Below are 16,926 nucleotides of genomic sequence, written 5' to 3' on the forward strand. Positions count from 1 at the left end.
GGCCGAGGGGCTTTTTTTCGGGCGCGCGAAGCCCCCCTGCGGCGCACCGGCCTGACCGGCGATGACGGTCGCCGGCATGCTGCGGACATCTGCAAGCCTTGGGCCTTGCCGCGCGCGAAGATCACGCCATGCCCGCGCCCACCCGCCTCCATCTGCAACGCCTGCGCCTGCTCTGGCGCAGCGCCGGCTGGCCCAGCCAGGACCTCGTCGAGGTCGAGCTGCTGGCGGCCGGCTGGGTCGAGCGCCTGCAGGAGGCCGACGGCCGCGAGCGCCTGCGCGTGACCGATGCCGGCGTGGCGCATATCGCCGCCTCGCTGACCCGCAACCGCGCCGCCCGCGATGCCCATGAGAGCCTGGTCGAGCGTGTCGCCACCGAGATGCAGCGCGCCGGCCGCATCGCCTGGCGCGGCCTCACGCTGCGCGCGGGCCTGCCAGGCGAGGATGGCAAGACGCTGTGGGTCAACGCCATGCCCGATGTCTATTCCATCCGCCACAGCACGGTGGAGGACTACCTCGAGCCGGCCATCCACGAGATCAAGGTCAGCCGCGCCGACCTGCTCGGCGAGCTGCGCCGCCCCGCCAAATCCGCCGCCTACCGGGCCCTGTGCGGCCAGTGCTGGTTCGTCATCAAGGCCGGCATCGCCCAGCCGCAGGAGATCCCGGACGACTATGGCGTGCTGATCGGCCACGACACCCACCTCGAACTGGCCAGGCCCGCACCGAAGCGCGCCTGCAAGCCCGACTTCGCGACCTGGATGGCCCTGGCCCGCGCCACGCCGCTGGCGCCGCCCGAGGATCCTCAGTCCGAGCTGGCCTGAGAACTGCCCATAATCGCCGCGCCAGAACAAGGGGAGGCGCCATGATGCGCACGTGGAGGGAGAGGCTGGCCGGCGCCTGCCTGCTGTGGGGGCTGCTGGCCACGGGCGCGCAGGCCGTGGAGGCCGTCGCGCCGACCAAGGGCGTGAGCTTTGCGCCGCCACCGGCCTGGGTGGATGCCCAGGCCGTGCCGCTGGAGGCGGCCGCGCCGGCCGAAGGCCTGAGCCAGGGGCGGCATTACCTGCTGGCGGACCAGCAGGTCCGCGTCGCCGGCTCGACGCTGACGGACTACCACCACGTGGCCACCCGCGCCGTCAATGAGCGTGGCGTCGAGGACATCGCCAATGTGCAGATCCGCTTCGACCCCAGCTACCAGACCCTGACCGTCCACCGCATCGAGGTGCGCCGCGCGGGCCGCGTCGTGTCCCGCGTGGCGCCCGGTGCACTGAAGCTGCTGCAGCGCGAGGCCAGCCTGGAATCGCTGATCTTCGACGGCCGGCTGACGGCCCATGTCGCATTGCAGGACGTGCGCGTCGGCGATGTCGTCGAGACCGCCTACAGCGTGCAGGGCAGCAACCCCGTCTTTGGCGAGCGTCGCTTCGGCAGCTTCGATTTCGACTGGGGCGTACCGGTCGCCTACCGCCATGCCCGCCTGCTCTGGCCCCAAGAGCGGCCGCTGCACTGGAAGCTGCACAACGGCGCCCGGGCCGCCAGCGTCAGCGAGGCGAACGGCGAGCTGGACCATCGCTGGCGGCTGCGCGAGGTGCCGGCGCGCATCGTCGATGACAACAGCCCGGGCTGGTACGACCCCTATGCCTGGGCCGAATGGGGTGAGTTCGAAGACTGGGCCGCCGTGGCTCGCTGGGCCCTGCCGCTGTACCGCCTGCCTGCCGGTCCTCTGCCGGCCGTCGACCGCGAGGTCGCCCGCATTGCCGCGGCGACGACCGACCCCGAGCAGCGCCTGCTCGCGGCCCTGCGCTTCGTGCAGCGTGAGGTGCGCTATCTCGGCATCGAGATGGGCGCCAATTCGCACGCGCCCCACGCGCCCGAACTGGTGCTGCAGCGCCGCTTCGGCGACTGCAAGGACAAGACCCTGCTCAGCCTGGCCCTGCTGCGCGGCCTGGGCATCCCGGCGCGCCCTGCCCTCGTCCACACCGGCCTGCGCCAGGCCACGGCCGAGCGCCTGCCCACGCCCTGGGCCTTCAACCATGTGCTCGTGCAGGCCGATCTCGGCGGCCAACGCATCTGGCTGGACCCCACCCGCGCGCCGCAGGCCGGCAAGGGCGTCGCGCAATGGGTGCAGGCCGACTTCGGCCGCGCCCTGCTCGTGGACGCCGGCACGCGCGAGCTCGCGCCCATGGCCGGCTTCGAGGCGCGCGCCCTCAAGCGCGAGCTGCATGCCGTGCTGGATGCCAGCAGCGGCTTCGACCAGCCCGCCACGCTGACCATCACGACGCGCACCGAAGGCGAAGCTGCCGAGATGCTGCGCGCCGCACTGGCCAACAACGCCCGCCAGGATCTGCAGAAGCAATACCTCGATTTCTACGCCGCGAGCTATCCCGGCCTGGCCGTCGATCAGCCCTTCACCACCCGTGACGACCCTGACGCCAACACGCTGGAACTGGTCGAGCACTACCGCATGCCGCGCTACTGGGTGCGCAACGACAAGCAGGCGCGCTGGACGGGCGAGCTTGAGGTGCCCGACCTGCACGAATTCCTGCAACGCCCCAAGGGCCTGAACCGCCAGAGTCCGCTGGCGCTGCGCCACCCGGTGGACTTCAAGCTCGTCAGCGAATTCCGCCTGCCGCAGGTCTGGGACATCAAGCCCGACAACCTCGTCGTCGAGGACGCCGCCTTCACGCTGCGCCGCGAGGAGTCCTGGCGTGACCGCCATACCGTCGTGCTGACCGACCACTACATGACCCGGGCCGATCATGTCGAGGCCACCGGCATGCAGCACTATGTGGCCCAGCTCGACAAGGCGCGCGCCGGCATCAACTACAGCCTCTACCGCCAGGACGATGCGGGGCGCGCCCCTGCGGCCCTGGGCGGCGACTCCCCGCATTGGCTGCCTCTCGTCGTCTGCCTGCTGGCCCTGGGGGGCCTGGGCGTGCTGGCCCACCGCCTCTACCGCTGGGACCCCGAGCCTGCGCCGCTGCCGGCGTGGAGCCGTGTGAGCGAAGGCCTGGGCGGCTGGCTCTGGCTGCCCCTGATCGGCCTGATCGTCTCGCCCTTCACCGTCGGCAAGACCGTGGTCGATGCCTTGCCGACCCTGACCGTGCAGGGCTGGAGCGCCCTGACCCAGCCGTCTTCGCCGGCCTATCACGGGCTGTGGGCGCCGGTGCTGCTGGTCGAACTCGTCATCAACCTCGCCCTCGTGGCCGGTGCCCTGCTGCTGCTCGTGCTGATGCTTAAGCGCCGCAGCAACATGCCCAGGATCTACATCGGCTGGATGTTGCTCGCGGCCGTCGCAACCCTGGGCGACGCGCTGGCCTCGCAGCTGATCCCGGCGCTGAGCGCGCAGTGGACGGCCAAGGACGCCGGCGTGGCAGTGCGCACCTGCTTGTTCGCCGTCATCTGGGTTGCCTACTTCCTTCGCTCGGAGCGGGTGCAGCGCACCTTTGTGCGGCGGCTGGGCAAGGGCCAGGCCGACGCCGCACAATCCGCCTCAGCCAGTCCTGCCTGAGTCGCCATGGCCGCTGCCGCCAACAAGACCGTTCCGACCGACGCCGACGTCCAAGCCCATCTCGCGACCCAGCCCGAGGCCCGCGCCGCCGACTGCCGCGCCCTGATCGCGCTGATGCAGCGCGCCAGCGGCCATCCGCCGGTGATGTGGGGCCGCATGGTCGGCTTCGGCCACCACCACTACGTCTACGACAGCGGGCGCGAGGGCGACATCTTCGAGATCGGCTTCGCCAGCGGTGCCGGCGGCAAGGGCGACATCAGCCTCTACGTCAGCCTGGGCTGCCTGCCCGCCGGGCGCGAGACCCTGCTGGCGCGCTTGGGGCGGCATCGCCAGGGCAAGGGCTGCCTCTACGTCAAGCGCCTGGCCGACGTGGACCTCGGCGTGCTCGAGGAACTCTGCGTGGCGGCCCTGCAGGAGAAGCGGGCATGAGCATCGGCCCCATGCTCGACACGAACTGCCCGCGTTGCGGCGGCGGCTTCGAATGCGGCGTGCAGGCCGGCCACTGCGCCTGCTTCGGTATCCGCCTGACCGAACGCCTGCGTGTGGAGCTGGCCGAACAGTACAGCGGTTGCCTGTGCCTGCCCTGCCTGCGCGAGCTGATCGAGGCCGACCTGCGCCGTCAGCCGGTGATGGGTTCCGCCAAAGCCTCCGGGTGACCCGCCGCGGCCACCTCGGCCAGATAGCCTGCCAGGCGGGCCGTGTCGCAATGCACCGTCAGCGCGCTGACGCGGCCCCAGCGCAGCTCGAACTCGTGCATGCCGACATTGCTGCCCTCGCGGCCGCCGGGCAGCTGGAAGCGGTCGCGCCAACTGATGACGGCGCGCGTGCGCCAGGGCCAGCCGCTGACCCAGACGCCGTCGACCTCGAAGCGCAGCCCCGGCAGCAGGCGCTGCAGCCGGCCATACCAGCGCGTCGTCGCACCCAGGTCGCGGCGCTCCCCGCCCAGGGCGTGCTCGCCCACCATGCAATGCCGGTGCGCGGCGGCGAACTGGGCCGGGATGGCGTCATAGCGCCCCGCGTTCAACTCGGCAAAGGCGTTCAACAGCTTGCGCCTGACGATGGCGTGATACATGGCCGCTCTCTCCTTGCTATCCGCCCAGACATGCGACACGGCACATGATCTTGACGATGTAAAGATGTCGGCAGTATCCGCCTTGATCTTGACGATGGCAAGATGCGGCGCATGAGCAAGGCCGCTTTGATCCGACCGCCGGCCGCGAAAGCGGCCTCCGCCAAGCCGGCGCGCGCGCCGCGGGCCACGAAGGCCGCGGGCCAACCGGCTGCCGAGCGTCCGCCGCGCCCGCGTGCCAAGGCGGTTGGCGCCTATCACCATGGCGAGCTGCGCGAAGCCCTGCTGGACGCCGCCGAGGCCCTGCTGGCCCAGCGCGGCGCGGCGGGCCTGAGCCTGCGGGACGTGGCTCGCGGCGCCGGCGTGTCGCATGCCGCGCCCTACCACCACTTCGCCGGCCTGCCGGAGCTGTTGGCGGCCCTGGCCGAGCGCAGCTTCCAGCAGCTGGGCGCGGCCATGCAGGCCGGTGTCGATGCCCACCCCGGCGACGCGCGCGAGCAGCTGCTGGCCATCGCCACGGCCTATGTCGACTTCGCCCAGCGCCGCCCGGCGCGCTTTCGGCTGATGTTCGGCCCCGTGCTGGCGTCGCGCCATCAGCACCCGGGCCTGGACCGCGCGGCCGAGGCGTCCTTCCGCGTGCTGCTGGACGCCGCCACCCGCTTTGACGCTGCCTCGGGGCCGCTGATCGCGCTGACCGGCTGGAGCCTGGCCCACGGCCTGTCGCATCTGAGCCTGGACGCTGCCTTCACGGGCCTGCCCCTGCCCGGCCCCCTGCCCGAGCCGGCCGAGCTGGTGCGACTGATGAGCGCCAAGGTCTTGTCGGGTTAGGCATGATGGCTGGATGCCCCTGCTCGACCGGATAGCGCCGCCACTTTTCATCTTCATCTGGGCCACCGGCTATATCGTCGCCAAGCTGGCGGCGCCCTATGCCGACCCGCTGACCTTCCTGGCCTGGCGCTATGCCGGCGTCGTTGCGCTGATGCTGGGTCTGGCCCTGGCGGCTCGCGCGGCCTGGCCGTCGCCGCGCGACATGGCCCACCTGGCCATCTCGGGCCTGGGCATCCAGGCCCTCTATCTGGCCGGCGTCTGGGTCTCCATCCGCCAGGGCCTGCCGGCCGGCACGGCGGCCCTGATCGTCAACCTGCAGCCGGTGCTGGTGGCCGCGGCAGCGCCGCTGATCGGCGAGCGCGTCGCGCCGCGCCAGTGGGCGGGCGTGGCCCTGGGCCTGGCCGGCGTCATCCTCGTCATCTGGCACAAGCTCAACATCGGCGCCGGCTTCGGCCCACCGCTGCTGCTGTGCCTGATGGCCTTGCTGGCCATTACCGGCGGCACCCTGTACCAGAAGCGCTTCGTGCCCCACTTCGACCTGCGCACCGGCCAGGTCGTGCAGTTCGCGGCGGCGCTGGCCGTCACCCTGCCCGCGGCCTGGTGGTTCGAGCCCATGCGCATCGAGTGGAATGCCTCGGTAGGGGTGGCCATGGCCTGGAGCATCCTGGTGCTGACGGCCGGCGGCATCAGCCTGATGTTCTACATGCTGCGCCATGGCCGCGTGACGGCCGTGTCAAGCACCATGTATCTGGTGCCCTCTGTCACCTCGGTGATGGCGTGGTTGCTGTTCGGCGAGACACTCGGCGCACAAGCCATCGCCGGCATGGGGGTGACGCTGCTCGGCGTCTACCTCGTCGTCGTGCAGAGGAAAACGGAGACTGTTTCATGAGCCGAGCCCACCACAAGTTCTGGCCCGTCCGCGTGCCGCATGCCATCGAGCCGCCGGCCACGGCCCTGCCCGACAACCTGCTCGTCAACGCGCGCCGCTTTCCGCAGCGCCCGGCGCTGGTCTTCCTGGGCCAGACGACCACCTATGCCGAGCTGGCCGCCCAGGTCGCCCGCCTGTCCGCCTGGCTGGCCCAGCGCGGCATCAGGAAGGGAGACCGGGTGCTGGTGGGCCTGCAGAACTGCCCCCAGCTCGTCATCGCCCATTACGCGGTGCTGAGCGCGAATGCCGTCGTCGTGCCGGTCAACCCGATGAACAAGGCGGCGGAGCTCAAGCACCTCATCGAGGACAGCGGCGCGGTGCTGGCCATCACCAGCGCCGACCTCAGCGCCGAATGGCTGGCCGCCGGTGTGGCGGCGCGGGATCTGCTCGTCACCCGCATGGCCGAGGCCCTGCCCGGTGGCCGCGCCGCGGGCGACGGCCTGCCCCCAGGCTGGGCCGACTGGCTGAATGCCGACATCGCCCTGCCCGCCGGCACCACCGCCTGGGCCGAGGCCCTGGCCTGCACGGCCACGCCGCCAACGCTGGATGTGGGCGCTGACGACCTCGCCCTGCTGCCCTACACCAGCGGCACGACGGGCAACCCCAAGGGCTGCATGCACAAGCACCGCAGCCTGCAGCACAACATCTTCGCCGGCGGCCTGTGGGCCAATGTCAGCCACGAAGACGTCGTGCTCGGCGTCGTGCCCATGTTCCACATCACCGGCATGGTCGTCATCATGCACGGCACGCTGGCCGCCGGCGCCGCCCTGGTGCTGATGCCGCGCTGGCAGCGCGAGTACGCCGCCCGCCTGATCGCCGAGCACCGCGTCACGCGCTGGACCAACATTCCCACCATGGTCATCGACCTGCTGGCCAGCCCGCAGGTGGACAGCTTCGACATGAGCAGCATGGTCACCATCGGCGGCGGCGGTGCCTCCATGCCGCAGGCCATCGCCGAGCGGCTTTGGCAGCGTTGGGGCCTGCGCTATATGGAAGGCTATGGCCTGACCGAGACGGCCGCGCCCAGCCACAGCAACCCCTATGACGCGCCCAAGCAGCAATGCCTGGGCGTGCCCTATATGAGCTGCGACTCGCGCGTCATCGACCCGGACACGCTCAAGGAGCTGCCCGTCGGCGAGGCCGGCGAGATCATCGTCTGCGGCCCCATGGTCTTCGACGGTTATTGGCGCCGCCCCGACGCGACCGCCGCCGCCTTCATCGAGTTCGAGGGCAAGCGCTTCTTCCGCACCGGCGACATCGGCTACGCGGACGCCGACGGCTATTTCTTCATGACCGACCGCTTGAAGCGCATGATCAATGCGAGCGGCTTCAAGGTCTGGCCAAGCGAGGTCGAGAACCTCATGCATGCCCACCCCGGCATCGCCGAAGCCTGCATCATCTCGGCGCCCGACCCCTACCGCGGCGAGACCGTCAAGGCCGTCGTCGTCAAGCGCGCCGGCCATGAGGCGCTGACCGAAGAGCAGCTGCGCGACTGGTGCCGCGCCAACATGGCCGCCTACAAGGTGCCGGCACTGATCGAATTTGTCGACAGCCTGCCCAAGAGCGGCGCCGGCAAGGTGATGTGGCGGGCGCTGCAGGAGAGGGAGAAGGCGCGCGGCGGGTGATCGACCCCGCGCGCCGCGGAGCGCAAAGGTCCCAGGCCTGTCGAGCGTGCGTGCCGGACCGTGCGGCCGCTGTTGGTCCAGCGCCTGAACCGAGCGGCTCATACTGCTGCATGAAACTCATAGTGGCTGTTCATTTCGATGGCACGCAGGCGGTGGCTGCCGCTGCGGCTTTCGATGCCTGGGATGCCGCAGAAGCGACGCAGACCTACGTCTCGCGCATCATCCATGTCGAGAAGGCCGTGCGGGGAGCACTCGATCTGCGGGAACTGCCCTGCGTGATGCAGCTGTTGCGCGAGCACAGCCTGGCGCCCGAGCTCATCCTGATCGACGGCTTTGTCCATCTGGATGCCGGCGAAACACCGGGCCTTGGCCAGCACCTCCATCAAGCGCTGGGCGGCAAGGTGCCCATCGTCGGTGTTTCGAGGAAGGGCCTGCCGGGCCTGTCGGCGCAGTTCGAGGTCATGCGAGAAGAGGAAACGCAGCCGCTGCTCGTGACATGCGCGGGCATCGACATCGGCGCGGCCAAGGTCAGGCTGCGGGCAATGCATGGCAGGAAGCGCGTGCCCACGCTCATGAAGCTCGTGGCCCGCCTGGCAAAGAGCAGCGACTGATTTCCGGCCTTGCCCGTTCGCGGGCGCATCAAGATCGGCGACTGAGCAAGTGGCTGGTCGCAGCAACGCGTCCCGACGGCAGCTCTCGGCCACAACCTGCAGTCCCAGGAGGCGGCCTCGGAACATCTTGATCCGGTTGGGACGCAATCGGACCAGGACGCTTCTGATGACTGCCTCACGTCTGCGGCGCAGGCAGTGAGTCAAAACGTCCAATGCCATCGACTCTTCTTTACGGTCAAGATAGATGATGTCGAGCAATAGCCGGGAGTGCTCAAGTGGATTGGGTTCTCATAGTCTTCGTTCTATTCAAGAGTCTGGTTTTCGTAACGGGCATGTATTTCGCCATCAAGTGGCATTACGACCGAGAGAAGCAGTGGGCGGACCGGCGCGCGCTACGACGCGTGGGCGCCAAGTTCGTCGCCGTCTTTGTACTGTTGCTGCTCGTCTTGCTGAGCTTGACTTTCGGACTCGCCAGCATGCTTGGCATGGACTTGAGCCTTCCATGAAGTCCCAGAATTGCGCGCGAGTGCAGTGCCCGATCTCGAGACGCGCGCATGACGGCCATGGGTTGGTAGCAGGCCGCCAGGGGCCGTCGGCATGCATCCCGATCGCCATCGCATGATGTTCGGCCAGCCGACGTCATGAAGCAGGCCTGGACGTCCCTTGGCGGCCGCGACGCAGAAGCCTTGCAGGCCGAGCTGCTGGCCCGTTATGCCGAGCCGCATCGCGGCTATCACACCCAGCAGCATCTGGGCGAATGCCTGGCCCTGTTCGGCGAGTTCGCCCATCTGGCTGAGCGGCCGGCCGAAGTCGAGATCGCGCTGTGGTTCCACGACGCCCTCTACGACGTGCACCGCCATGACAACGAGGCGCTGAGCGCCGATTGGGCCCGCGCGGCGCTGCTCGACGCCGGCGCCCCGGCCGATGCCGCCGGGCGCGTCGCGGCCCTGGTGCTGGCCACGCGCCACAGCGTTGCGCCGGCCACGCCCGACGAGCAGCTGCTCGTCGACATCGACCTCGCCATCCTCGGCGCCGCGCCGACCCGCTTCGCCGAGTACGAGGCGCAGATCCGCATGGAGTACGCGCATGTCCCGGTCGAGGTCTTCAACGAGAAGCGCGGCCAGATCCTGGCCGGCTTTCTTGCGCGTGCCGTGCTCTACGGCACGCCGGCCCTGCGCGAGCGCTTCGAGGCGCCCGCGCGGGCCAATCTTCAGGCGGCCCTCAGCGCGCTGTCGCGGCCCGAGGGCTTGAGCAGCAGATAGAGCAGCGGTCCGAAGGAACCGGCGGCCAGCGTGATCAGCGCGAAGGGCCAGACCGTGCGCCCCGTCTGCCGCGCGTCGCGCCAGATGAAGCCCAGCGCGATCCAGGACATGATGACCAGGTCCACGAGCACCTGCCAGGCGCCGACGCTGCTCATGCCGGCCTGCCAGATGCCGAGGTAGCCGACCTGCCACATCACATAGGTCGAGAACAGGCCGAAGGCGGCGAGGACAAGGATCAGAGCGACTCTCATGACGATCTCCTTTGCGGGTGGTTGATGGCCTCATGCTCGGCCGCAGCGTGCCGCGCGGCAATGACCTCGGAGGTCATCGCGGCCGCGCCCTGCAGGGCCTATGGTCGGTCCCCATGAAGCTGATCGTCCCCCTCGCGCTGGCCCTCGTGGCCCTGCTGCATGCGCTGCCGCTGGCCGGCGTGCTGGGCGCTGCCAAGCTGTCGGCCCTCTATGGCGTCGACGCCCGCGACCCCGCGCTGGAGCTGCTGCTGCGCCACCGCGCCGTGCTCTTCGGCCTGCTGGCCGCCTTCCTCGCCTACGCTGCCTGGCAACCCGCGCTGCGCGGCCTGGGCCTGCTGGCGGGCCTGGTCAGCGTCGTGTCCTTCCTGCTGCTCGCGGTGCCGGCCGGTCTGCTGCCGCCGGCCCTGGCCACCGTCGTCAAGCTGGATGTGGCGGCCCTGATACTGCTGCTCGCCGCCGGCATCGTCCACCTGCTGCCCACGCCCTCACCATGACCGCCACCCTCGCCGCCCTGCGCAAGTCGCGCCGCGTCAGCCAGCTGGAACTGTCGCTGCGCACCGGTGTCTCGCAACGCCACCTCAGCTGCATCGAGACCGGCCGCTCCCGAGCCGGCCGCGAGACGCTGATCGCCCTGCTCGACGCCCTCGGCGCGACGCTTGAGGAGCGCAACCAGGCCCTGCTCGCGGCCGGCTATGCACCCGCCCATGCCGAGCGCGCCCTGGACGCGCCGGAGATGGCGCCGGTGCGCGCCGCGCTGGAACAGCTGCTGCACGCCCACGACCCCACGCCGGCCCTGGTGCTGGACGGCGAATACAACCTCGTCATGGCCAATGCCGGTCTGGCGCGGCTGATGGGATTGCTGGGCCTGCCGGCCGACCACCTGCTGGCGGGCCCCTTCAACCTGCTGCGGGCCGTCTTCCGCCCCGATGGCCTGCGGGCGCTGTGCGTCAACGAGGCCGAGCTGTGCGGCGAGATGTGGGCCCGCGCCAGCCGCGAAGCCGAGCACTTGCCGCGGCTGCGCGCCCTGCTCGACGAGCTGAGACCGTCGCTGCGCCCCTGGGGCGCCATCGAGACCAGCGGCCTGCCCGTCCTGGCCCTGCGCCTGCGTGCCGCGGACGGCCAGACCTTGAGCTTCTTCTCCGCCTTCACCAGCTTCGGCACGCCGCTGGACATCACGCTGGCGTCGCTGAAGGTGGAGCATCTGTTCCCGGCCGACGAGGCGACGCGGTTTGCGCTGACGGGCGGCTAGGCAGGGCAGGCCGACGCGAGCGCCGGCCCGCAAGCTCACTTCCTCGGCGCCACGCTGCGCTCCAGCACGTCCTTCATGCGCTTGTCCTGCAGCGCGTCCTTGCTGCCCGGCTGGAAGTCCTGCCGCTTGATCGGCGGCAGCCCCTGGCCACGCTCGACCAAGGCCGCCTTCTCCTTCGCTGCGCGGTCCTGCACGTCGGACAGGCGGGTCTTGAGCAGCCTTTCGAACTCGGTCTTCAAGCGCTGCGCGTCGCGCCGCAGGCCTTCGCTGCCGTCTTCGGCGAGTGCGGCCACGATGCGCTGGGCCGCGGCATGCACCTCAGGGGTGATGAGGGCTCCGTTGGCCTTCTCGAATTCGACGAAGCGGCGGTGCGTCGTCAGCGTGTCGCCCAGCTGCGAGAAGTGGCGCATCACGGCGAGGGCGTCGGGCAGCAGCGCCGGGTGGCGCAGCAGCACGAGGGCGATCTCGGGGCTGTTGCGGTAGTACAGATTGGCCAGTTCACGGCCGCCGGGCCAGGGCAACAGCGCATGGTCGCGGAACCTGCGCAGGCCAGCGAGCACGCCATCACCCTCCTTGTCGGGCAGACTGGTCGCCACCACCTTGGTCGCGACGCAGGACGAAGGCAGGATCACCGGCATCCAGTTGTAATTCATGATGGTCTGCGCGGCCGGCCGCTGCGTGCTGGTCAGCTCGCCCGCGAGGTCGTTCCAGAACTCGATCACCGTCGAGTGCTGCGTGCCCACCATGGTGTCGCGCAGCATCGTGGCCAGCGCCACCGTACCGCCGGCGTTGCTGTCGGAGGCGCCGTTGCGGCCCAGGTTGGCATCGCCGCCGTTGCTGTCGTTGTGGGTGTCGAACATGTCCAGCAGCGCCGCGGCCACGCGGCCTTCGCTGTTGTCGCCCGTCTGGCAGGACGACGAGAAACCTTCGATCTCCTGCCCACCGTCGCCCTCGTGCCAGTTGTAGCGCCCGTCCTGGCGCAGCGTCAGCATGAAGGCCGTGGCCCAGCCTTCCGACCATGACAGCGCCTTGTTCTGCCCGCAGTCGCCAAAGCCGTGGTCGCCACCCGGCGAGGGATCGCCGCCGGAGTAGGCGTGGGCCATCACGCCATGGCCGTACTCGTGGGTGATGGAGTCGGGACCGTCGAAGTCACCGGCCTCGATGTTGATCTTGCCGTTGTAGAAGGTGCCGCTGCCGGGGAAGCAGCCGTCGATCTTGCCGGGGTCGAAGCCACCGGCCGTCGCGGCATGGTTCCAGGCCAGGTTCAGCGTCGACCACACGCGGGCCGCATCCATGTCGGAGCCCACCGTCTCGGTGCCGAAGTCCAGCACCGTGCCATCGGACATGTCGTCATGCACGGCCGACTTCCATTCGTAGGCGCCGGCCAGGAAGTTGCACGTGCCCAGCGACAGGCGGCTCGTGTCCAGCTTGATCGTGTAGTAGAGGTCGCGGCCGTCCTGGAACCAGCCATCGTCGTTGTTGACGGTGAACGCCCAGCGCCCGTCCCAGTCGGAGGCCACGCTGCCCAGGTGCTCGTCGCCGAAGGTGTCGGAGTCCCACAGGTGGATGGCCACGTTGACCAGCGGCACGAAGTTGCCGCTCAGGTCGCGGAACACCACGCGGCCGCGCACGGTGATGGGGTCGCGCGAGGTGTAGCTGGTGGCGGTGCTGTCGACGCTGTGCTCGCGCAGGAAGGGCGTGAGCTCGGCGGGCCGTACCTCGATGCGCCGCTCGCGCGGCACGAACGCGGCCACGTTGGCCACCTTGGCATCCGCCGGCAGCTTGAACGTGTCACCGAACAGCAGCCGGATCGGATGCTGGCGCTCGTCGCCGCGGCGTGCGACGTCGAACTGCCGCTGCCGTTCCGCCGCGCCGCGCAGGCTGCGCAGCTGCGGCGACAGCACGTGGATGCGCCCGTCGGCGTCGATCACCAGGTAGCGCACCAGCAGGTGCGAGAAGCCTTCGTTCGCGCCCTTCTTGCCCGTGAGCCTGACCTCCAGCCGCCATTCGCCGGGCTTGAGCCCCTTGAGCGGGACTTCCACCGCCGCGCTCTGGTCGCGCGCGGCGGGCTTGAGCTCCGTGCGCCACAGCACCCGCGGCGCCGCGAGCTCGGGCTTGCCCGGCTCCATGGCCACCACCGCGGCGCTCAGAGTCAGTGACGCGATGCCCTGCTCGCGCATGACGACCTGCAGCGGCAGCGCCGCCCGATCCAGCACCCACTCACGCTCGGCCGTCAGCTTGTCGCCATCGGTCAGGAAGGCAGGTGGCCGCGGCGGCGTGGCGAACACCGGGGCCGCGAGGGCCAAGGCGCCGGTCAGGGCGACGGCCCGGCCGAAACCGGCCAGCAGCGCCCGCGTGCGGAACCAGGACGTGCTTTGCAAGAAGAGCATCATGGTTCACCCCCGGGGTTGCGATGAAGGCAATCTACGCTCGGGGCCGTTAGGGACGAATCCACAAGGGGACGGATGGGGATGGCAAGCACCCCTAGGTTCACTTCAGGCGGATTTCCCGCTTGTGCAGAGCCCCCTCGACCTGCTGCGTCAAGCCGGCCACCGCCGCCACGATCTGCTGGCGATGCCAGATCAGGCTGACCTGCAACGGCGGCATCGCGAAGGGCAGGGGCAGCATGGCCAGGGGCAGGACCGCGGAGCAGGCATCGGCCAGGCGGCGCGGGACGGTGCCCAGCAGGTCCGTCTGTGCGACGACGTCGGGGATGGCCATATAGCCGGGCACAAGAAGGCCGACGCGGCGACGCAGCTTGGCGGAGCCGAGCACGATCTCCGGGGTCGGTGGAGTCGATGCTGCGGCTGAAACGGGCGTTCGAGGCCCGCGCAGGCCGCTGAGGGCCATCGTTTCGCCGCGAAAATTCCGCCAAGCGGCAATTCGCCACACGCGGGCTCGGACCGTGCCCGCCACGGGCACATGCTTTGCCTAGGATGCCGGGTTGGGTCGCGTGGGTTGCTGCCACGCCAGCCTCGCCGGCCCTGCCGCGGCATGACGCCGCGTGATGCTGACGCGCTTTTCCAGTCGATGAAACTTCCCTACGTCGTGGCGACGGACGCGGTCGTCCGGTCGATCGAGCTGGCCCAGGTCCAGGCTTCACGCCGGGTCGCCATGGGCTCGCAGCCCCTCATCAGCCAGATGCCCCTGCAGCAGGCCATCGCCGTGACCACGCTGGGCGGCCAGTCCACGCGGGCGGTGTTTGGTGTCGTGGGCGCGGCGCGCTACGAGGCCATCAGCAAGCTCTAGCATTGGCGCTGCTACCGAGCCGTACACCGGTGGTGCCCGTCATCGCCGCTGCGCTGCAGGACGACCACGATTTTGCGCGCGGTCACGCAGCCAGTGCTGCGGAGGATCTTGACACTTACCTCGGTGTCGTTGTCCCAGGCACGGACCATGTCCGTGGCGAGAATGACGCTTAACCCTTGCTGCAGCGGACGGCTTCGCCGCCCGCTGAGCGCGAACGTTAAAGCGCATGAAATACGACTGCCCTCGCTGCAGCGCTAGGCTCAAGTGGAGGCTGGTTTCTTCGAAACCCTTGCCGGGCGAGCGCAAAGTGCTTCCGAATCAAGCCGTCCCCGTGTGCCCGCAGTGCGGTGTCGAGCTGGCTCACAATCCGCACTGGTCGGAAGTCGTGGCCGGATCTGTCGTCGCCCTGTCATTTCTCGCCTTCTTTCCAGTCAAACAGAGCGTGCCGCGCCATCTGGTGCCTTGGTTCGCGGCTGCTAACCCATTTGTCAAGGGGATGTCTTGCGGCAAGCCGCAAGCCGCCCCCTACGTCGAACGTTAGGCCTCACACAAGGCACCCATGCGCTACGCATTGCTTGCGATCCTCCTTGCCGCACTACTGTTCGGCGGAGAGTGGACCTATCGCAGCTTCCTACGCCCAGTCGACCCACCCACGCCAGAGATGGTCGCGCTCGGGGAACACCTGAAGGCCGCAGGACTTCTCGCACGGTTCTATCCAGTCCGCCACGGCTTTCGTCACAGCCAGGTATCCGCGCACGGAGCCTACGAGCTCACCAGTTTTCCGCTTCCAATATCCGTCTCCGCCTGCCCCACAGAGGAGGCCGCCGAAGCGCATCGCCAAGCCATTGAGCGTAGCCCCAACCTCCTGAACCCAACTCGCAAAGGTCGCTTGGTCATCTGGTTCCCCATGTGGGGCGACGATACAAGCGAGATGATGGTCAAAGTGAGCAATGCCGTCGCATCGTTTGGTCCGAGGTGAAGCCTAACCCTTCGCTCGGGCGGGGCTCCGCCGGCAAGGCACTTGGGCCGCGAGCCGGCCAGTCTCATCATCCATCTCGTGGCCCAAGCGCCTTGCCGGCGGCGGCTGCTCGGCTCCAACGTTGAACGGCAGCTTTCGGGCGCCGAGTTCGAGGAAGCGAGAGACCGCAACCGCTGCAAAGCCGATTTAGACCGTCGCCCTGGCCGCCGTTGCATTCACTGCGGCCCCATGCGCCACCGCCCGCCACGCCAGCCCCGCAGCGACGATGGACAGCGCGAGGCTCGTCCACCCCGCCGTCTGCCAGCCCCAGTGCTCGACGACGCTGCCGACGAGTGGCGGCCCGATCAGGGCGCCGGAGGCGCCGAACTGCGTCAGCCGCCCGCTGGCCAGGCTCAGCCGCTCGGGGCTGCCGGCCACGCGCGGCAGCAGCGCGAAGACCAGGCTGGCGAAGACGCCGGACACGAGGTTGACCGCGATGGCCATGAGGGCCAGTTGCAGCGGCGGCGCGCCCAGCCGGTAGACCAGCGGGAAGATCGCGCCGGTCAGCAGCAGGCAGATCACCAGCACGCGGCCGACGAGGGCGGGATGCCGCATCAGCCGAGCGGCGATGACGCCCGCCGGCACGTTGGCCAGGGCCGCCAGAGCCGTCCAGCTGCCCGCTTCGGACAGCGACAGGCCGGCTTCCTTCAGCAGGCTGGGCATCAAGGCCAACTGGCCGACCTCGGAGATCACATAGGCGCCAAAGGCGGCAACCAGGGCCCAGAGCGTGGCACCGGTGCGCTGCCGCGTCGCGGGGCCGGCCGACGCGGCGGCACGCGTCTCGTGGGTCTGCATGCCGAGCAGGCTGGCCGTCAGGGCCAGGCCGGCCAGCACGCTCAGGCCCTGGGCCCAGCGCCAGTCGCTGAGGCCGGCCGCATAGGCATAGGCGGCGGCGCCGACGGCCATGCCGACGGGCACAAAGGTGCCCCACAGCGTCATGGCCGCGGCTTGGGCGTGGGCGGGCGCGGCCATGGCGATCAGGACCGGTGCGGCCACGACGGTGACCAGATAGCCCAGGCTCTCGACCAGCCGCGCGAGCGCGGCCATGGGCAGGCCCTGAGCCAGCGCCGCGCCGGCCGATCCGAGGGCCAGGCAGAGCATGGCGGTGGTCAGGCCGCGTTGCAGGCCCAGGCGCGGCAGATGCCGGCCGGCCGCGCCGCCGAGCAGGGCGCCGGAGATCTCCAGCAGCGAGGTCAGGGCCGCCATCGCGGCCAGGCCCAGATGCAGGTCACGCGAGACCAGCGGCGCCAGCGCGGCGAGCTTGCCGAGCTGGGCCGCGGCGAAGACGCCGCAGAGGTAGTAGACGAAAATCCGCGTCCGCGCCCTCATGCGTC

The 16,926-nt window shown here is 69.8% G+C and carries 19 protein-coding genes; 14 read left to right on the forward strand and 5 right to left on the reverse strand.

The genetic code is table 11. The features are described 5' to 3' along the window. Window positions 1-128: 128 nt before the first annotated feature. Genes J2X20_RS17750 through J2X20_RS17765 form a run of 4 tightly spaced genes read left to right on the forward strand, consistent with a single transcriptional unit; the run spans window position 129 to window position 4,158 of the window. Window positions 129-818: a hypothetical protein gene (locus J2X20_RS17750; protein WP_310267244.1), complete on the forward strand. Its 690-nt coding sequence runs from the start codon at window positions 129-131 to the stop codon at window positions 816-818. A 41-nt stretch (window positions 819-859) separates the two neighbouring features. Beyond that, the gene (locus J2X20_RS17755) at window positions 860-3,502 is read left to right on the forward strand and encodes a DUF3857 domain-containing protein (protein WP_310267246.1); all 2,643 of its coding nucleotides are present in this window, start codon (window positions 860-862) and stop codon (window positions 3,500-3,502) included. Window positions 3,503-3,508: 6 nt separating this feature from the next. Next, window positions 3,509-3,931: a DUF1801 domain-containing protein gene (locus tag J2X20_RS17760; RefSeq protein WP_310267248.1), complete on the forward strand. Its 423-nt coding sequence runs from the start codon at window positions 3,509-3,511 to the stop codon at window positions 3,929-3,931. After that, a complete protein-coding gene (locus tag J2X20_RS17765; protein ID WP_310267250.1) occupies window positions 3,928-4,158 on the forward strand; it encodes a cysteine-rich CWC family protein in 231 nt (76 codons plus the stop codon). The genes J2X20_RS17760 and J2X20_RS17765 overlap by 4 nt, the downstream gene beginning before the upstream one ends. On the opposite strand, the gene J2X20_RS17770 is transcribed toward J2X20_RS17765, so the two are convergent. Beyond that, on the reverse strand, window positions 4,122-4,574 hold the full coding sequence (locus tag J2X20_RS17770; RefSeq protein WP_310267252.1) for a nuclear transport factor 2 family protein: 453 nt from the start codon (window positions 4,572-4,574) through the stop codon (window positions 4,122-4,124). The genes J2X20_RS17765 and J2X20_RS17770 overlap by 37 nt on opposite strands. Window positions 4,575-4,685: 111 nt before the next feature. Between J2X20_RS17770 and J2X20_RS17775 the strand changes: the two genes are divergently transcribed. The 6 genes from J2X20_RS17775 (at window position 4,686) to J2X20_RS17800 (ending at window position 9,825) form a co-directional block, all read left to right on the forward strand. Further along, on the forward strand, window positions 4,686-5,399 hold the full coding sequence (locus J2X20_RS17775) for a TetR/AcrR family transcriptional regulator (RefSeq protein WP_310267255.1): 714 nt from the start codon (window positions 4,686-4,688) through the stop codon (window positions 5,397-5,399). Window positions 5,400-5,412: 13 nt separating this feature from the next. Beyond that, window positions 5,413-6,288 carry a DMT family transporter gene (locus J2X20_RS17780; protein WP_310267257.1) on the forward strand — a complete coding sequence of 292 codons (876 nt, stop codon included), beginning with the start codon at window positions 5,413-5,415 and terminating at the stop codon, window positions 6,286-6,288. Beyond that, window positions 6,285-7,952, forward strand: a complete 1,668-nt coding sequence (locus tag J2X20_RS17785; protein WP_310267259.1) for a long-chain-fatty-acid--CoA ligase — start codon at window positions 6,285-6,287, stop codon at window positions 7,950-7,952. Before J2X20_RS17780 ends, J2X20_RS17785 begins: the two co-directional genes overlap by 4 nt. A gap of 50 nt (window positions 7,953-8,002) precedes the next feature. Next, window positions 8,003-8,563 carry an endonuclease V gene (locus J2X20_RS17790; protein WP_310267261.1) on the forward strand — a complete coding sequence of 187 codons (561 nt, stop codon included), beginning with the start codon at window positions 8,003-8,005 and terminating at the stop codon, window positions 8,561-8,563. Between the two features lie 332 nt (window positions 8,564-8,895). Beyond that, window positions 8,896-9,069 (forward strand): hypothetical protein, encoded by a 174-nt coding sequence (locus J2X20_RS17795; protein WP_409034168.1) that lies wholly within the window; start codon window positions 8,896-8,898, stop codon window positions 9,067-9,069. A 135-nt stretch (window positions 9,070-9,204) separates the two neighbouring features. Then, complete coding sequence (locus tag J2X20_RS17800) at window positions 9,205-9,825, forward strand: HD domain-containing protein (protein ID WP_310267265.1); 621 nt, start codon at window positions 9,205-9,207, stop codon at window positions 9,823-9,825. Here J2X20_RS17800 and J2X20_RS17805 read toward each other — a convergent pair. After that, window positions 9,774-10,076 carry a DUF2834 domain-containing protein gene (locus tag J2X20_RS17805; protein ID WP_310267267.1) on the reverse strand — a complete coding sequence of 101 codons (303 nt, stop codon included), beginning with the start codon at window positions 10,074-10,076 and terminating at the stop codon, window positions 9,774-9,776. The two genes, J2X20_RS17800 and J2X20_RS17805, sit on opposite strands and share 52 nt — an antisense overlap. A gap of 113 nt (window positions 10,077-10,189) precedes the next feature. On the opposite strand from J2X20_RS17805, the gene J2X20_RS17810 reads away from it, so the two are divergent. Next, window positions 10,190-10,570, forward strand: coding sequence for a phosphopantetheine adenylyltransferase (locus tag J2X20_RS17810; RefSeq protein WP_310267269.1), 381 nt, complete (start codon window positions 10,190-10,192; stop codon window positions 10,568-10,570). Further along, a complete protein-coding gene (locus J2X20_RS17815; protein WP_310267271.1) occupies window positions 10,567-11,325 on the forward strand; it encodes a helix-turn-helix domain-containing protein in 759 nt (252 codons plus the stop codon). Before J2X20_RS17810 ends, J2X20_RS17815 begins: the two co-directional genes overlap by 4 nt. 35 nt (window positions 11,326-11,360) lie before the next feature. Here J2X20_RS17815 and J2X20_RS17820 read toward each other — a convergent pair whose 3' ends face one another. Both J2X20_RS17820 and J2X20_RS17825 read right to left on the reverse strand, forming a co-directional pair. Further along, entirely contained in the window at window positions 11,361-13,718 is a 2,358-nt protein-coding gene (locus tag J2X20_RS17820) for a hypothetical protein (RefSeq protein WP_310267273.1), read from the reverse strand. 97 nt (window positions 13,719-13,815) lie between these two features. Next, the gene (locus J2X20_RS17825; protein WP_310267275.1) at window positions 13,816-14,100 is read right to left on the reverse strand and encodes a LysR substrate-binding domain-containing protein; all 285 of its coding nucleotides are present in this window, start codon (window positions 14,098-14,100) and stop codon (window positions 13,816-13,818) included. Between the two features lie 255 nt (window positions 14,101-14,355). Between J2X20_RS17825 and J2X20_RS17830 the strand changes: the two genes are divergently transcribed. Next, window positions 14,356-14,574: a hypothetical protein gene (locus J2X20_RS17830; RefSeq protein WP_310267277.1), complete on the forward strand. Its 219-nt coding sequence runs from the start codon at window positions 14,356-14,358 to the stop codon at window positions 14,572-14,574. Between the two features lie 559 nt (window positions 14,575-15,133). Beyond that, entirely contained in the window at window positions 15,134-15,553 is a 420-nt protein-coding gene (locus tag J2X20_RS17835; protein ID WP_310267279.1) for a hypothetical protein, read from the forward strand. Window positions 15,554-15,739: 186 nt separating this feature from the next. Here J2X20_RS17835 and J2X20_RS17840 read toward each other — a convergent pair whose 3' ends face one another. Further along, a complete protein-coding gene (locus J2X20_RS17840) occupies window positions 15,740-16,921 on the reverse strand; it encodes an MFS transporter (protein ID WP_310267281.1) in 1,182 nt (393 codons plus the stop codon). Window positions 16,922-16,926 lie beyond the last annotated feature (5 nt).

This window comes from Roseateles saccharophilus (assembly GCF_031458095.1).
Lineage (GTDB): Bacteria > Pseudomonadota > Gammaproteobacteria > Burkholderiales > Burkholderiaceae_C > Pelomonas > Pelomonas saccharophila_A.

Bases quoted from the DNA above. Each gene is read 5' to 3' on its own strand.
- J2X20_RS17750 (WP_310267244.1), top strand. From the start codon at position 129: ATGCCCGCGCCCACCCGCCTCCATCTGCAACGCCTGCGCCTGCTCTGG.
- J2X20_RS17755 (WP_310267246.1), top strand. From the start codon at position 860: ATGATGCGCACGTGGAGGGAGAGGCTGGCCGGCGCCTGCCTGCTGTGG.
- J2X20_RS17760 (WP_310267248.1), top strand. From the start codon at position 3,509: ATGGCCGCTGCCGCCAACAAGACCGTTCCGACCGACGCCGACGTCCAA.
- J2X20_RS17765 (WP_310267250.1), top strand. From the start codon at position 3,928: ATGAGCATCGGCCCCATGCTCGACACGAACTGCCCGCGTTGCGGCGGC.
- J2X20_RS17770 (WP_310267252.1), bottom strand. From the start codon at position 4,574: ATGTATCACGCCATCGTCAGGCGCAAGCTGTTGAACGCCTTTGCCGAG.
- J2X20_RS17775 (WP_310267255.1), top strand. From the start codon at position 4,686: ATGAGCAAGGCCGCTTTGATCCGACCGCCGGCCGCGAAAGCGGCCTCC.
- J2X20_RS17780 (WP_310267257.1), top strand. From the start codon at position 5,413: ATGCCCCTGCTCGACCGGATAGCGCCGCCACTTTTCATCTTCATCTGG.
- J2X20_RS17785 (WP_310267259.1), top strand. From the start codon at position 6,285: ATGAGCCGAGCCCACCACAAGTTCTGGCCCGTCCGCGTGCCGCATGCC.
- J2X20_RS17795 (WP_409034168.1), top strand. From the start codon at position 8,896: ATGTATTTCGCCATCAAGTGGCATTACGACCGAGAGAAGCAGTGGGCG.
- J2X20_RS17800 (WP_310267265.1), top strand. From the start codon at position 9,205: ATGAAGCAGGCCTGGACGTCCCTTGGCGGCCGCGACGCAGAAGCCTTG.
- J2X20_RS17805 (WP_310267267.1), bottom strand. From the start codon at position 10,076: ATGAGAGTCGCTCTGATCCTTGTCCTCGCCGCCTTCGGCCTGTTCTCG.
- J2X20_RS17810 (WP_310267269.1), top strand. From the start codon at position 10,190: ATGAAGCTGATCGTCCCCCTCGCGCTGGCCCTCGTGGCCCTGCTGCAT.
- J2X20_RS17815 (WP_310267271.1), top strand. From the start codon at position 10,567: ATGACCGCCACCCTCGCCGCCCTGCGCAAGTCGCGCCGCGTCAGCCAG.
- J2X20_RS17820 (WP_310267273.1), bottom strand. From the start codon at position 13,718: ATGATGCTCTTCTTGCAAAGCACGTCCTGGTTCCGCACGCGGGCGCTG.
- J2X20_RS17830 (WP_310267277.1), top strand. From the start codon at position 14,356: ATGAAACTTCCCTACGTCGTGGCGACGGACGCGGTCGTCCGGTCGATC.
- J2X20_RS17835 (WP_310267279.1), top strand. From the start codon at position 15,134: ATGCGCTACGCATTGCTTGCGATCCTCCTTGCCGCACTACTGTTCGGC.
- J2X20_RS17840 (WP_310267281.1), bottom strand. From the start codon at position 16,921: ATGAGGGCGCGGACGCGGATTTTCGTCTACTACCTCTGCGGCGTCTTC.